12 protein-coding genes are annotated in these 14,146 nt (G+C 68.7%); 11 read left to right on the top strand and 1 reads right to left on the bottom strand.

What is annotated here, in order from left to right:
* The first annotated feature begins 7 nt into the window (after positions 1-7).
* The 8 genes from thpD to C7R54_RS04440 all read left to right on the top strand — a co-directional run bounded on the left by thpD (position 8) and on the right by C7R54_RS04440 (position 10,494).
* Positions 8-931, top strand: coding sequence for an ectoine hydroxylase (gene thpD / locus C7R54_RS04475; protein ID WP_129148942.1), 924 nt, complete (start codon positions 8-10; stop codon positions 929-931).
* A 145-nt stretch (positions 932-1,076) separates the two neighbouring features.
* Complete coding sequence (locus C7R54_RS04470) at positions 1,077-1,949, top strand: MOSC domain-containing protein (RefSeq protein ID WP_129148941.1); 873 nt, start codon at positions 1,077-1,079, stop codon at positions 1,947-1,949.
* A 203-nt stretch (positions 1,950-2,152) separates the two neighbouring features.
* Positions 2,153-3,199 carry a CDP-6-deoxy-delta-3,4-glucoseen reductase gene (locus C7R54_RS04465; protein WP_129148940.1) on the top strand — a complete coding sequence of 349 codons (1,047 nt, stop codon included), beginning with the start codon at positions 2,153-2,155 and terminating at the stop codon, positions 3,197-3,199.
* 292 nt (positions 3,200-3,491) lie between these two features.
* Complete coding sequence (locus tag C7R54_RS04460; RefSeq protein ID WP_129148939.1) at positions 3,492-4,748, top strand: D-amino acid dehydrogenase; 1,257 nt, start codon at positions 3,492-3,494, stop codon at positions 4,746-4,748.
* Between the two features lie 4 nt (positions 4,749-4,752).
* Positions 4,753-6,090: an extracellular solute-binding protein gene (locus C7R54_RS04455; RefSeq protein ID WP_129148938.1), complete on the top strand. Its 1,338-nt coding sequence runs from the start codon at positions 4,753-4,755 to the stop codon at positions 6,088-6,090.
* A 309-nt stretch (positions 6,091-6,399) separates the two neighbouring features.
* On the top strand, positions 6,400-7,410 hold the full coding sequence (locus tag C7R54_RS04450; RefSeq protein ID WP_240039366.1) for a TcpQ domain-containing protein: 1,011 nt from the start codon (positions 6,400-6,402) through the stop codon (positions 7,408-7,410).
* 116 nt (positions 7,411-7,526) lie between these two features.
* Complete coding sequence (locus C7R54_RS04445) at positions 7,527-9,134, top strand: hypothetical protein (RefSeq protein ID WP_129148937.1); 1,608 nt, start codon at positions 7,527-7,529, stop codon at positions 9,132-9,134.
* 1 nt (position 9,135) lies between these two features.
* Positions 9,136-10,494: a type 4b pilus protein PilO2 gene (locus C7R54_RS04440; protein WP_129148936.1), complete on the top strand. Its 1,359-nt coding sequence runs from the start codon at positions 9,136-9,138 to the stop codon at positions 10,492-10,494.
* A gap of 33 nt (positions 10,495-10,527) precedes the next feature.
* On the opposite strand, the gene C7R54_RS28820 is transcribed toward C7R54_RS04440, so the two are convergent.
* Positions 10,528-10,677 carry a hypothetical protein gene (locus C7R54_RS28820; RefSeq protein WP_158021147.1) on the bottom strand — a complete coding sequence of 50 codons (150 nt, stop codon included), beginning with the start codon at positions 10,675-10,677 and terminating at the stop codon, positions 10,528-10,530.
* Here C7R54_RS28820 and C7R54_RS04435 point away from each other — a divergent pair.
* From C7R54_RS04435 to C7R54_RS04425, 3 genes are read left to right on the top strand one after another with little or no spacing between them, the layout of a single operon-like run.
* Complete coding sequence (locus C7R54_RS04435) at positions 10,676-11,158, top strand: hypothetical protein (protein WP_129148935.1); 483 nt, start codon at positions 10,676-10,678, stop codon at positions 11,156-11,158. The genes C7R54_RS28820 and C7R54_RS04435 overlap by 2 nt on opposite strands.
* A 2-nt stretch (positions 11,159-11,160) precedes the next feature.
* A complete protein-coding gene (locus C7R54_RS04430) occupies positions 11,161-12,951 on the top strand; it encodes an ATPase, T2SS/T4P/T4SS family (protein WP_129148934.1) in 1,791 nt (596 codons plus the stop codon).
* Complete coding sequence (locus C7R54_RS04425; RefSeq protein ID WP_240039365.1) at positions 12,944-14,119, top strand: general secretion pathway protein; 1,176 nt, start codon at positions 12,944-12,946, stop codon at positions 14,117-14,119. The genes C7R54_RS04430 and C7R54_RS04425 overlap by 8 nt, the downstream gene beginning before the upstream one ends.
* The last annotated feature ends 27 nt before the right edge of the window (positions 14,120-14,146 follow it).

Genomic DNA, 14,146 nt, shown 5'->3' with positions numbered 1-14,146 from the left:
ACGCAGGATGAATTTACCCGCGAAAGACAGGTACGCCTCGCGCACCGACCGCATGTCGGCCATCGTGGCGCGCCACGATCCGGTGATCCACGGGGACGGCCGCTATGCCGACGCATTGTCCGGGCAGCAGCTGCGGGACTACGAGCGTGACGGTTTCCTGATGCTGGAAAACCTTTTGCCCGAGAACGAGGTCGCCGCCATCCTGGCCGAGATCGGCCGCATGTCGCGCGACCCCGCGATCATCCGCCGGGAGGAGTCGATCACGGAGCCGGGCAGCGACGCGGTGCGCTCCATTTTCATGGTGCATACGCTCAGCGCCATGATCTCGCGGCTGGTACGCGATCCGCGCCTGATCAACGTGGCGCGGCAGATCCTCGGGTCCGAGGTCTATGTGCACCAGTCGCGCGCCAATATGAAACCGGGCTTCAAGGGCAAGGAGTTCTATTGGCATTCGGACTTCGAGACCTGGCACGTGGAGGACGGCATGCCCGCCATGCGCGCCTTGAGCTGCACGGTGCTGTTGAGCGACAACAATGCCTGCAACGGTCCGCTGATGCTGGTTCCGGGGTCGCACAGGCACTTCGTGTCCTGCGTGGGCGAGACGCCGCAGGACCACTACAAGCAGTCGCTGAAGAAGCAGGAGTACGGCGTGCCGGATCCGGTCAGCCTGCAATTGCTGGTGGAGCAGGGCGGTATCCGGCCCATGACCGGCAAGGCCGGGTCGGTGATTTTCTTCGACTGCAACACCATGCACGGGTCCAACAGCAATATCTCGCCCTGGCCGCGCGCGAATGTGTTCACGGTCTACAACAGCATCGACAACGCGCTGGCGCCGCCCAAGTATGGCCTGGCGCCGCGACCCGAGCACATCGCCACCCGAGCCGGGATCAAGGCATTGAAGCCGCTGGACAAGCTCAAGCTGGTGGAGTAGCGGCGAAGCGGGGTTTGATCCGTCCGCGCCGAAGCCGGTGCGGGCAGGGGGAAACGGCGCGTGCTTGCATGCGCCGTTTTCTTGTATCCTGGGCGCCGTGGCCCGCCGTGGCCTATTCTCCCCTGGTACGGATCCCGCCGTCATCATGTCCTCCCGCATCCGCAGTCTGCATATCTATCCCGTGAAGTCCTGTGCCGGCATCGACCTGGCCACGTCGCCCATCGACGAGGCGGGCCTGGCTTTCGACCGGCGCTGGCTGGTGGTCTCCGGCGGCCAGTTCCTGACGCAGCGGCAGTTGCCCGCCATGGCCCTGGTCCGCACCGCCCTCGACGATACCCACCTGCGCCTGTCCGCCCCCGGGATGCCGGACCTGGCGATCGCGCTGGATGGCTCCGGCCTGCACGGCGACCCGCAAGCCGTGACGGTGTGGCGCGATACCATGCCCGCGCGGCTCGAATCCGAGGCCGCGGCGGCCTGGTTCAGTCAATTCCTGCAGCGTCCCTGCGCGGTCTTCCGTATCGACGTGCCCAGCGCGCAGCGTGCCGCCAGCGCCCAATGGGTGGGCGGCTGGCTGCAGCGCCACCCCGAGGACGCGTCGCATTACCGGGACCGCAATCTATTCGGTTTCGCCGATGGCTTTCCCTTGCTGGTCGTCAACCAGGCTTCGCTGGATGCGCTGAACGCGCAACTCGCCGCCAGCGGCAAGGCGCCCGTGCCCATGGATCGTTTCCGGCCCAATATCGTGATCGAGGGCGGCCTGGAGGCCTACGAGGAAGACCACGTGGCATCGCTGTCGACGGGAGCGGTGCGGATGGCGCTGGTCAAGCCGTGCACGCGCTGCGGCATTCCGGACATCGACCAGGCCACGGCGCAGCGCCATGACGAGCCTGGCTGGACCCTGGCGGCCACCCGCACGCTGGATCTCGGCGTGGTCTTCGGGCAGAACGCCATCGTGGCGGCGCCCGCCGGGGCCATGCTGCGCGTCGGCGACCCGGTGGACATCGAGTTCGACTTCTAGCCCGCGTCCCGCGTGCGTACCGTCCGGGGCCGCGCGGCGCCCGGACCGGCTTTTCCAAAAACACTAAAATGAGCGACTAATCCAGTCAATCCGCCGATCCATTCGGCCGCCAAGCTATTTCGGCAATTGCTCCGTACTTCCCTGGCCTGCCCGGTTTTCTTGCCGGGTGCGCGCCGGCTTCGTCCATAGGCAGATCGTCCACCATGAGTTTCCAGGTCACCCTAACGCCCAGCCAGCATCAATTTCCCGTCGAAAGCGGCCAGACCGTGCTCGATGCGGCGCTGGCGGCGGGCATCGTGCTTCCCTATAGCTGCCGCAGCGGCGCGTGTTCGACCTGCAAGGGCAAGGTGGTCTCCGGCGAGTTCGACGCGGGTCCCTACCCGGCGCAGGTGTTGGCGCCCGAGGAAATGGCGGCCGGCTATACCTTGCTGTGCCAGGCGCGGCCGTCGTCCGACCTGCTGGTCGAGTCCACCGAGGTGCGCCTGGCCAGCGACATCCAGATCCGCAAGCTGCCCTCGCGCGTGACGTCCATCCAACGCCTGGGCGAGGACGTGGCCGTGCTCAAGCTGCAACTGCCCGCGTCCGAGGAATTCCGCTTCTACGCCGGCCAGTACATCGAACTGATCCTCAAGGAAGGCCGGCGCCGCAGCTATTCCATGGCGACGCCGCCGCACGCCGGCAGTCCCCTGGAATTGCACATCCGCCACATGCCCGGCGGCTATTTCACCGACCATGTGTTCGGCGCCGGGGCCACCCAGATGAAGGAACGGGAGATCCTGCGCATCGAAGGTCCCTTCGGGTCCTTCTTCCTGCGCGAGGACAGCGACAAGCCCATCATCTTCCTGGCCAGCGGCACGGGCTTCGCGCCGATCAAGGCCATGGTCGAGCATATGCGGCACAAGCAGATCGACCGCCCGGTGCGCCTGTACTGGGGGGGCCGCCGTCCGCGCGACCTCTATATGAACGACGTGGCGGCGGGCTGGGCCGCCGGCCTGCCCGGCTTCCAGTTCATTCCCGTCATCTCCGACGCCTTGCCGGAAGACGGCTGGACCGGCCGCACGGGCTTCGTGCACGAGGCCGTCATGCAAGACCTGCCCGATCTTTCCGGCCACCAGGTCTACGCCTGCGGCGCGCCGCCCATGGTCGACGCCGCGCGCCGCCAGTTCAGCGCCCAGTGCGGCTTGCCGGCCGAGGAGTTCTACGCCGACGCCTTCACGTCGGAGGCGGACCTGGCGCAGGCCCGTCCCTAGGGATATCGAGGGCGCGCGGGAAGACACGGCGCGCCTGCACGCCGGCCGCGCCGCCCGAGGACGAGGGCATGGGAAGGCGGGGCAGGCAAGCCGTGGCGTTACGTAACGCGTCAGGTTTTACCCAGTCCGATCGCGATCATGACTTATGTAACAAGCTGATTGCCTGCCCGTCCCTCCGGGCTGGCAGCCGTAGCCAGCCAGGGTACACTCGCGGTTCCAGAACCACTCGATCCGCCTCGTGGCCGCTGCCGGTCGCGTTCCGTGCGTTTTCAGTAATAAAGGCCCTAAGCGAATGAAAATTGCGGTGTTGGGTAGTGGCATCATCGGCACCTCCACCGCCTGGTGGCTGCGCCGCTTCGGCCACGAGATCGTCGTGGTCGACCGCCAGACCGGGCCCGCCCAGGAAACCAGCTTCGCCAATGGCGGCCAGATTTCCGTTTCCTACGCCGAGCCCTGGGCCAACCCGCAGGCGCCGCTCAAGTTGATCAAGTGGATGTTCCGCGAGGACGCGCCGCTGCTGTTCCGGCCGCGGCTGGACCTGCATCAATGGATCTGGGGCTTGTCCTTCCTGCGCCAATGCCTGCCGGGGCGCCTTGCGCCGAATATCCGCGCCATGGTGCGGCTGGCCGAGTACAGCCGCGCGACCCTGCGCGGCATGCGCGCCGAGCTGGGCATCCAATACGATCATCTCGAACGCGGCATCCTGAATTTCTATCGCGATAGCGAGGAGTTCGAGCTGTCGCAGAAGGCGGCCGGCGTCATGCGCGACTTCGGCGTCGAGCGCCGCATCCTGACGGCCGACGAGGTCATCGCCGTCGAGCCCGCGCTGGCGCGGCATCGCGGCAGCATCGTCGGCGGCGACTACACCCCGGAAGACGAGAGCGGCGACGTGCACCTGTTCACCGCGGCGCTGGCGCACCAGTGTGAGCAGGAAGGCGTCGAATTCCGCTACTCGACCACCGTCACACGCCTGCTGACCGCCGGCGGCGCCGTGTCGGCCGCGGAAACCATTTCGCCCGATGGCGCCTACGGCCGCATCGACGCGGATGTGTTCGTGGTCGCCATGGGCAGCTTCACTCCCTTGCTGGTGCGCCCCCTGGGCATTCCCTGCAACGTCTATCCCGCCAAGGGCTATTCCGCGACGTTCCCGGTGCTGGACGCCGCCGGCGCGCCTTCGGTCAGCCTGACCGACAGCAGCCACAAGGTCGTCTTCTCGCGCCTGGGCGACCGCCTGCGCATGGCTGGCACGGCGGAACTTTCAGGCTACGACCGCGCTCTCAATCCGGCGCGTTGCGAAGCCATGACGCGATTGGCGCGTGAACTTTTTCCCGACGCGCTCGATTTCGCGCGCGTCAGCTATTGGTCGGGCTTGCGCCCGTCCACTCCGTCGAATGTGCCCTTGATCGGCCAGACCCGCGTTCCCAACCTGTACTTGAATACAGGCCATGGCACGTTGGGCTGGACCATGGGGGTGGGTTCGGGCCGGGCTTTGGCCGACTTGATCAACGGCTTGCGGCCGGAGCCGGAATTTCCTTTTCTTGGTATCTAGATCTATGAAGACACTGCAACAGATGAGTCCTGCCCATGCCGTGCGCGCCTCGGGGCGCGCATGGGTATTCGGGGCTGCGCTGCTGATAGGCGGCGTGGCCCATGCCGCGCCGGTACAGATCGAGGTCTGGCATACCTTGGCGAACGCCAACCAGGCCGAACTGGAAAAGCTGGTCAAGCAGTACAACAAGGAACAGGGCGACGTGGAGGTCAAGCTGCGCGGCTTCGCCAGTCCGCAAGCCTTGAAGCAGGAGGCCGTCGCGGCCGTACGCGCCAAGCGCCAGCCCAACCTGATCCAGCTGGACGACGACCGTTCGCCGGAAGCCGTCGCCGAATACAAGTCCATCAAGCCGCTGTACGAGTTGCTGGCCAAGTATCCGATCAAGGACCTGGCCTGGTTCCTGCCGGCCACCACCAGTTTCACGCGCGACGCCAAGGGCCGCCTGCTGGCGTTCCCGTTCATGGCCGAAGTGCCGGTGATGTTCTACAACATCTCGTACTACAAGAAGGCCGGCCTGGATGCCAACGCGCCCGCGCGCACGTGGGCCGAACTGCAGGATCAACTGCTGAAGTTGCGCGACAAGGCCGACCTGGATTGCCCGTACGCCACCAGCGACCAGGTCACCGTGCACCTGGAAAGCCTGGCGCCGGTGAACAACCAGCTGTACGCCAGCAATGGCAACGGGCTGGAGGCGACCAAGTCGAAGGTGCCGCCGCAGTTGCAGTTCGACATGCTGTACATGCGCCATATTTCGCTGATGGCCAGCTGGAAGCGTTCCCTGTTGTTCACGCAGCACACCGAAGACGACAAGGCCGACCAGTCGTTCGCCAAGGGCACCTGCGGCGTGCTGACGTCCGGTTCCGGCGCGATCGGCAACTTCCTTGCCACCAAGGGCCTGACCTTCGGCGTGGCACCGCTGCCGTATTATCCGCAGGCGACCGCGCAGGCCGGCCGTCCCTTCGTGACGGGCGGCGCGCTGTGGGCCATGGAAGGGCACCCGGCGGCAGCCGACAAGGCGACCGCGTCGTTCCTGGCGTGGCTCTCCAAGCCGGTCATTGCCGCGGAATGGCACCAGACGACGGGTTACCTGCCGTTGACCGAAGCCGCTTTCCGCGCTTCGGATGTGTCGTACTACAGCAAGATTCCGGGCGCGCAGCAGTTCGTCACGGCGATGCGCACGCAACCGGCGCCGACCGGCCGTGGCTTCCGCATGAACAACTACAGCCGCATCGAGCCGGTGCTTAGCCGCCAGCTGGATGACGCGATCGACGGCAAGGTGCCGCCGATGTCGGCGCTGAATAACGCGGCCGCGCAAGCGAAGGTGATCGCGGAACAGAGGTAGGCCCCCCCGTACCGCGCGGAGCGCGGCCCCCCAGGGGGCGACACCGGCGGACCGGGGGACCCGGATCCGCGGTGTCCTGGATCTAGGAGACCTGTGCAATTGCACAGGTCTTTTTTTTGCGCCGTCCGCGGCGTCGACGTGCTGTGTGTGCTGCGCGCAGCGTGGTCCTGGAAGGGCCACGCGTTACCGCGCCGCAGGGGGCGCGTGATCGAATAATCCATTCGTATAAGTCGATCTTGTTGGGCTCGACGGGCAGGGCCACCATGCATGTGTCGCGCGCCGCTCCGGTGCGCATCGCGTGGAGGCGCCATGCATCGTGCCGTGCATCGATTATCCAGCTGTCTTGCGGTCCTGCCCTGCGTGGCCGCATGCGTGCCGCCACCCTGGGGACTGCGGGATGTCGCAACGCCGGGCGCTGCGTACGACTTCAACTGGCGGCTGTCGGGTGAACGCGCGGTAGCGCCGCTGCAGGTGTTCGACGACGGCCGCCGCACATGGCTGCATTTCGCTCCAGGACAGGCCCTGCCGGCGATTTTCGCGCTGGGGCACGACGGCGAGCGGCCCGTTTCCTACGTGCGCCGCGATCCCTACGTGGTGATCGAGGGCATATGGCCCGCACTGATCATGCGGGGCGGCCGCCTGCGCGCCGTGGCGCGCAGGCAGGCGGCCACCGCCTTCGATGCGGACCCAGGCCCCGGGGATGCAGCCGAAGGTGCCTTGCCGAGCCATGCCCGCGGCGTCGAAGGGCCTGCGCCCTTGCGTGACTCGCAGGACCTCGCCGTTGGCGACAACGGCCCGATGGCCTTGCCGGAACCCGCTACGGGCATGACGGCTTCGGCGGCCGTCCCGCCGCAATCCGCTGCCCAGGCCGGCACGACGGGGACATCGCGCGGCGCCCGGGCACGCCCCGGAACAGGTTTTCCGGCGCGATCGCGACAGGTTGTGGAGCCGGGAAGGACGGGCAACCTGACTCTCCCGGGCAACCCGGGCGGCCCGCAAGCCGGCCTGGGGCAGGTGGCCGCAACTCCCGTGTTCCGCGCGGAATTGGCCGATGGCAACCTGCGCGGCGTGCTGGCCCGCTGGGCAAGCCTGGCGGGCTGGACGTTCGGGCCGGAGCACTGGGACGTCGACGTGGATATCCCCCTGGTGGGCGCCGCGGGTTTCGGCGATGACTTCAAGCACGCGGTACGAGGCCTGGTCGGCGCGACCGAGATGGCCGAGCGGCCGCTGCAACCCTGCTTCTATGTGAATCGCGTGCTGCGTGTGGTGCCGCTGGCGCAGGCCTGCGATCGCTCCGCGCCAAGGGAGGCGGCGACATGACCCGCGCGAAATCCGAATGGACTGTCGAATGGCCCATAGGATGGCCTATAGGGTGGCCTATAGAACGGCCATTCGATAGTGCCCGCATCGCGGCCTGGACATCCGGCGCGGCAGCCATGCTTGCATTGGCGGCCTGCGTGCCCGAAACCCGTATCGACGCGATCGGCGACCAGGCCCGGCAAGGGCAGGCGCGCGCGGCGCGGGATGCCGGGATAGGCACGGCGGCGATGGCAGGCACCGCCGCGAATAGCGCGGCGCTGCTGGACGCCCGGCGCCGGCAGGCCCTGCAGGACGTCGCCAAGCCTTGGCTGGCGGGCCGGCCGCGTCCCCTGGCGCGCGAAGCCAAGCTACCTCCCGCATTGCGCCGCGACGTCGATACTACCCTCATGTTCGCGGGCGGCGCCGCCGAGCTTTCCGTGCTGGCGCAACGTATCGCGCAAGCGACCGGCCTGCCGGTACGCGTCAGGCCCGAAGCCTTGCTGCCCCAGGCGCTGTTCCTGCCGCGCCTGAGCCAGGCCGCCAATGCCATGACCGCCGAGCTTCCCGCGCGCGCGGAGCCGCCGCGCGGCCCGCAGCCGCTGGCGCGCACCCTGGATATGCTGGCATGGCGCCTGGGCGTGTTCTGGCGCTACCAGGACGGCGCCATCGAATTCTTCCGTACCGAAACCCGGGTCTTCAACATTCGTGTGCTGACGCCCACGGCGCAGTCGGAAGCACGGCTGGGGCGCACGGGGCAGGGACGCGGCGCCGGCTTCGACAATGCGTCGCATACCACCTTGTCGGTGGGGGAGCAGGACACGCTGGCGGCGCTGCGCGCACGTCTCGAACCCTTCCTCACCCGGGCCGGCGTGCTGGCGGCGGTGCCCGGCGCGGCGGCATCCATCATCGTCACAGATACGCCGGAAGCGCTCGATCGCGTGGCTCGCTTCCTCGAAGGCGAAAACCGGGCGTTGACGCGGCGTATCCGCCTGGTCTTCGAGGAACTCACCATCGTCATGCGGGACCGCGCCAGCGCGGGCATAGACTGGAGCGCCGTTTTCTCCAGCGCGCGCGCCGCCGTGGCGGCGGCAACGCCATCCGCCGCCACGGCGGCCGGCGCGGTCGAGGCTGCCGTCGGCGGGCACCTGGGCCTGGGTATCGCGGGCGGGCCGTTCGCCACGTCGAAGGCGTTGATCGGCGCGTTGAGCGTCACCGGCACGGTCGTGCGCCATAGCAGCGTGCCGGTGCTCACGCTCAACCGGCGGCCGGTCACCCATGCCGTGCGCACGACGTTTTCCTATGTCGACCAGGTGCAGGGCGCCAGCGGCGACATCGGCCGCAGGGGACAGGACGCCATGTTGCCCGCCGTCTCTGTAAGCCAGAAGCAGGAGACCGTCGGGTCCTTCCTGACGCTGGTGCCCGACGCGCAGGACGACGGCAGCATCCAGCTATCCATCGCTTATGACAACACGGTGGCGCAACCGCTCAAGACCCTGACCTTCGGACGGCGCGAACACCAGATCGAATTGCAGCAGATCACCATCGACGGCAGCGGGATGGTGCAGCAGGTGTCGTTGAGGCCGGGCGAGCCCATGGTGATCTCGGGCTTCGATCGCCGCCAGGACGAATACGACCGCCGCCGTCTGGCGCCGCGCGCGCCGCTGCTGCTGGGCGGGGCGGACCAGGTGGCGAGCGGGCGCAGCACCACGGTGGTCATCGTCACCGCGCAGGTGGAGGAGGGGTGAGATGAAGGTGCAAACGGACACGCAAACAGATGTGGAAGCCGATGTGGAAGCGGCGCCGGAAGCGCATCTGCGCGCGATGGGCGAGGCATGGACCATGGACCTGGACGATGGCGCGATGCTGGTTTTCGGCATGCGCTGGTTTCCCCTGGTGGGAAGCCGGCCGGATACCTTGGCGCGACGGCGGGCTCGCGAGGCGCGCGCCACCCACTATGTGCACGGCGGCACGCGGGCCGCCGCTGTCGGTTGCACGCGCTTGCGGTGTCGTCCGCGTCCCTGTCACAGCGCGGCGCAGGCTTTCGCGCAGTCCTTTCCGCAAGGCTTGGCGGCCGGGATGTTGACGATGACCGCGGGCCAGGCCTGGCTGGTGGCGACGCAGGATGGCGCCGTCATGGCGCGCACCGACCGCGTCTATGCCCATCGTGACCAGGCGCTGGCGGAACTGGAGCAGTTCTATCCAGGCCTGGCTTCGGCGATGCACCTGCTTGACCTGGCGGCGTTGGCGGCCAATCTCGGTCCTTCCACCACGCTCTGGCGTCTCAGTCCCTGGGTGGGCCTGGCGCCCGCGGGCGCGCGGGGATGCGGCGTGCTGCTGGCGGCAGGGCTCGTGGCGGGCGCGGCATGGCAGGCATGGCGTCTTTGGAGACCGCCGGCGACCCCGGCCGCCCGGGCGCTCGATCCGCTGGCGGCCTGGCAGGCGGCGTTGGCGCGCCAGGCCGCCGCATTGCCGCTGCACGACGCAGCGTGGTTGGGGAGGGTCTTCCTGTCCTTGCGGCAACTTCCCATCCACGCGCGAGGGTGGCGGCTGGCGTCGGCGCGTTGCGCCGCCCAGGCGAGCGGGTGGCGATGCGAGGCGCGTTACCGCCGCCTGGGCCCCGGCGGGACCAACCAGACCTTCGCGGACGCGCCGCCGGCGCGCGGCCAGGCAGGTTTCGATGGGCCGCATTTCGAGGGGCTCGATGACGCGCGCGTGGCCTGGCGGGTAGCGGCGGGGCCAGGCGCCGGCGTGGATGTCGATGCGCTCAGTCGGCGGCAAGCCGGCGATATCCGGCTGGGCAGCCTGTTGCAAACACTGCAACCCGCGTTTGGCAGCCTCACGCTGGGAGCAGCTGCCGCGCTGCCATTGACGCCGCCGCTGGACGAGGCCGGCTTACCCTTGCCCAGGCCGGCGGGGCTTCCTGTCCTGTACTCCCGTCCCGTATTGCTGCATGGTCCATTGCGTTCCTATGCCCTGTTCCAGGCGCCGCCCGCGAAAGCGGCGTGGCAGGAGGTCACGCTGGCGTTGACACCGGGCCGCCGCGCCGAAGCGGCCGGCAGTGTGTTGACGGCCCGCTTGCAAGGGGTGGTCTATGAAAAGGACTGAGACCTTGCCACGCGGGCGTGCTGGATATGGCGGTCAGGGCGCGCGCAGCCGCACCGCTTGCGTGAGATGGGCAGCGTGCATGAGATGGGCAGCGTGCGCCAGATGGACAGCGTGCGTGAGGTGGACAGCGTGCGTGAGGTGCACAGCGTGCATGAGGTCGGCAGCGTGCATGAGTCTGCTCATGTCGGCGACCCTCTGCGGCGCGGCCACGGCGGTGCAGGCGCCGCCCGGCGTCGGCCGGTCTCCGGACACGCCTCCGGCGGCCGATGCTTGCGCGTGGCCGGTCGCGGGCAGCGTGGAGGCCTTGCTGCAAGCGGAGACGGCGGCGGCCCTGCGCGCGCGGCTTGGCGTGGGGAGCGACCGGTCCCATATGGACGGTGCGGCGGGTCCATCGCTGGCGCCGTCGCCGGCGCCCCATGCCGACCGTGTGGCCGTCGCCGCGATCTATGGCGTTGGGCGGCGACTGCATGTGGATGTGCATATCAACGGCCAGGTCGCGCGCTACCGCGCGGGCCGGCGATGGCCGGAGCACGCGCCGGGCGGTGGCGCCGGCGTCTATGCCCTGGCTGCCGTGCTGGGCGAGTGCGTGCGCCTGCAAGGCGGTGACGGCGCGCGCATCGCCTGCCTGGACGCGAAGGGGCACCGGGAAGAAAGGAGGAATTGACGATGTTCCTGCGACGCTTCGACCAGCATCAAGCCCAGCATCAATCCCAGCATCAAGCCGACGGCCCGGCGCCCGTGCGCGCGGAAAGCGCCAGGTCAGCGGGCACGAAGCACGTAGGTGACCTCCCGCATCTGGCCAGCCAGGATGATATTGCCCGCCTGTCGCCGGCCTTCCTGCGCCCCTTGAACGACGAATTCGATCTTGCGGCGCTATCGGGACATCTCTGCCCGGTGGTGTTGCGCGACGGCACGGTGGCGCTGTTCCTGCTTGCCGATTACGCGGCCGGCGACCAGGCCGACGAGCTGGAGCGCCTGATCGTGCGGCGGGGCTACCGCATGGCCCGGCCGTCGCGATATCTCATGCCGGCGCCCCTGCTGCTGGCCGTCGCGCGAGGGCAGTTGGGGGCGGACCAACTGCGCAACCGGCGCGCGGTGCTGGCGGATCGCCACAAGTCGGCGCTGGCCGCGGCATTCGTCGACCTCGTTGCCTGGGGCGTCAGGCACAACGCCAGCGACGTGCATTTCAACGTCTTCCTGCAACGCGCCGAATCCGAAGTGCGCTACACGCAGGGGGGCAGCTACGTGACGCCGCCGCGCTTTCGCCACATGCCCACCGCGACCTTGATGGAAATGCTGGCCGTGGCGTGGATGGACGTGCGCGGCGGCAATGGCGCGGTGTTCGATCCCCGCGTCGAACAGCAAGGTCGGCTGGACATCGAGGTGGATGGCAAGCCCATCCTTTTGCGCTGGGCGTCGCTGGCCGCGGATACCGGGCCGGCGGTATGCCTGCGCGTGCTGCGACCGCAGGCCGACGGCGCGGCCTGGTCCTTGCGGGAGCTCGGCTACCTGGACACGCAGATCACCATGTTGCGCCGCGTCTGCCTGGCCGAAGGAGGCGCGGTGGTCCTGGCCGGCGCCGTGGGGGCCGGCAAATCGACCACCCTCGCTGCCCTGGTCCGGTCCCTGCCCGACACGCGCAAGGTCATCACCTTGGAAGACCCCGTGGAATATTGCATCGCCAATGCCTTGCAGAATACGGTGGGTCGCAGCCTGGACGAGTCCGCGCCGTCGGTGTTCGACGCCAAGCTGCGCACCATCAAGCGCTGCGCCATGCATGACCTGCTGGTGGGAGAGATACGCGACGCCGAGACCGGGCGCGCCTTCATGGACCTGGCGGGATCCGGCGTCAACCTCTATACGACGACGCACGCCGCCGCGGCCTGGATGATTCCCGAGCGCCTTGCCTCCGATTTCATTGGGGTTTCGCGCGACTTCCTTGCCATTCCGGGCGTGTTGAAGCTGCTGGTGTGGCAGGCCTTGCTGCCGCGGCTCTGTCCCGCCTGCGCGCTGCCACTGGATGCGCTCTATCGCGGCGAGGCGGGCGCGCATCGTCGGGCCTGGGCCGCGCGCCTGCTGGGTCTGTACGCATTGGACGAAGCATCCTTGCGCGTGCGCAACCCCGCGGGCTGTCCCGAATGCGAGCATCCGGACCTGCCGCAGGCGCGCGGATTCAAGGGGCGCACGGTGGTGGCGGAAATGATCGAGCCGGGATTGGACGAGGCTTTCCTGCGCAGCGTGCGCAATCGCGATTATGTGCGCTTGCGCCAGCGGTGGCGCGATCGCGCCACCGCCTCCGTTACCGACGCCGACATGCGCGACAAGAACGCCATGGCCTGCGCGCTCTACAAGGCGTCCCTGGGCCTTATCGATCCGCGCGATATCGAAAGCCATTTCCGCTCCTTTGAAACGGTGGCGCTGGAACGCGCGTCCTGGCGGGAGGCGGCCCATGCATGAACCGTCTCCCGTCCGCCATTTCCCGCGCGAGCCCGGCGCCGTCGCCGCCGCGCTGGTGGATCGCTGCCGCGCCGGCTGGCAGCGCGCCTGCCTGCGCCACGACGCGGCCCGCTTTGCCGCGCATCGGGCGGACTACTACGAGTACCTGGCGGATCTCCTGGATGGCTTGCAAGGGCGCAAGACGCTGCGCGATATCTTCGACGACGATGCACGGCGGCATGGGCCCGCGACGGCCCGCGGCCGCCTGGCGCGTCATTGGGCGTTGGCGTACGAGCGGTCCGCCGGGGACGTGGCTCAGGCCTGGGCCGGAACCCTGCCGGCCGGCGAGCTGGCCCTGCTGCGGGTGGCGCAGGATGCCGGCGGCGGGGCATTCGCCGCCACCTTGCGCGACCTGGCGCGGGCCGTCACCCTGATCGACCGGGCCCGCGGCATCCTGGTGGCCAATTGCGCGGTGGGACTGGCAGCCCTGGGGGTCGCGTTGCTGCTGGGCGGCGCCGTGCCGCTGTGGACCGTCCCCCGGTTGCAGGCGGTCTTTCAGTCCGTGCCTCCCGCATGGCACGGCGGCCTGACCCGAGCCTTGTTCAGTGGCGCGGACGGATTACGGGTGGGCTTGCCCTTGTCCTGCCTGGCCTGCGTCCTGGGCTTGTGGGGGCTGTCGGCCTCACTGTCGCGCCATACAGGCCGGTTGCGCGATTGGCTCGACCGCCGGCCGGTCTGGCGGCTGTATCGCGACTTCCATTGCATCCGGTTCCTGGCGCTGCTGTCCGTCCTGGTGCGCCAGCGCGGCAATGTGGACACGCGGCTGCGCGAGGCGCTGTTCATGCTGGGACGGGACGCGACCCCATGGTTCGCCGCGCATATCGCCGCGATGATCGGGCGCATCGATGCCGGCCTGGTTGGCGGCGATACCTTCGATACGGGGCTGATCGACGCCGACATGAGCTGGTATCTCGCCGACATGGTGGCCGCGCATGGCGTGGAGGGCGGCGTCGCGCGCACGCGCCAGCGTATCGAAATCCGTTTTCTTCCGCGCCTGCGCGTCCAGGCCGCCATCCTGCGCTGGTGCCTGCTCGCCTGCGGGCTGGCGGCGGTGCTGGGCCTGACGCTCTGGCACTACGCCGTCATCGATGAAATGCGCCACGCCCTGACGCGCATGCATGGCGGTTGACGCCGCTCAACACCAGGCTGACCCCGC

Origin of the sequence: Achromobacter aloeverae, assembly GCF_004121055.1 — a bacterium.
GTDB lineage: Bacteria > Pseudomonadota > Gammaproteobacteria > Burkholderiales > Burkholderiaceae_B > Bordetella_C > Bordetella_C aloeverae.
Note: the sequence above shows the minus strand (reverse complement) of the source record. Positions and strands in the feature narration are given on the sequence as shown.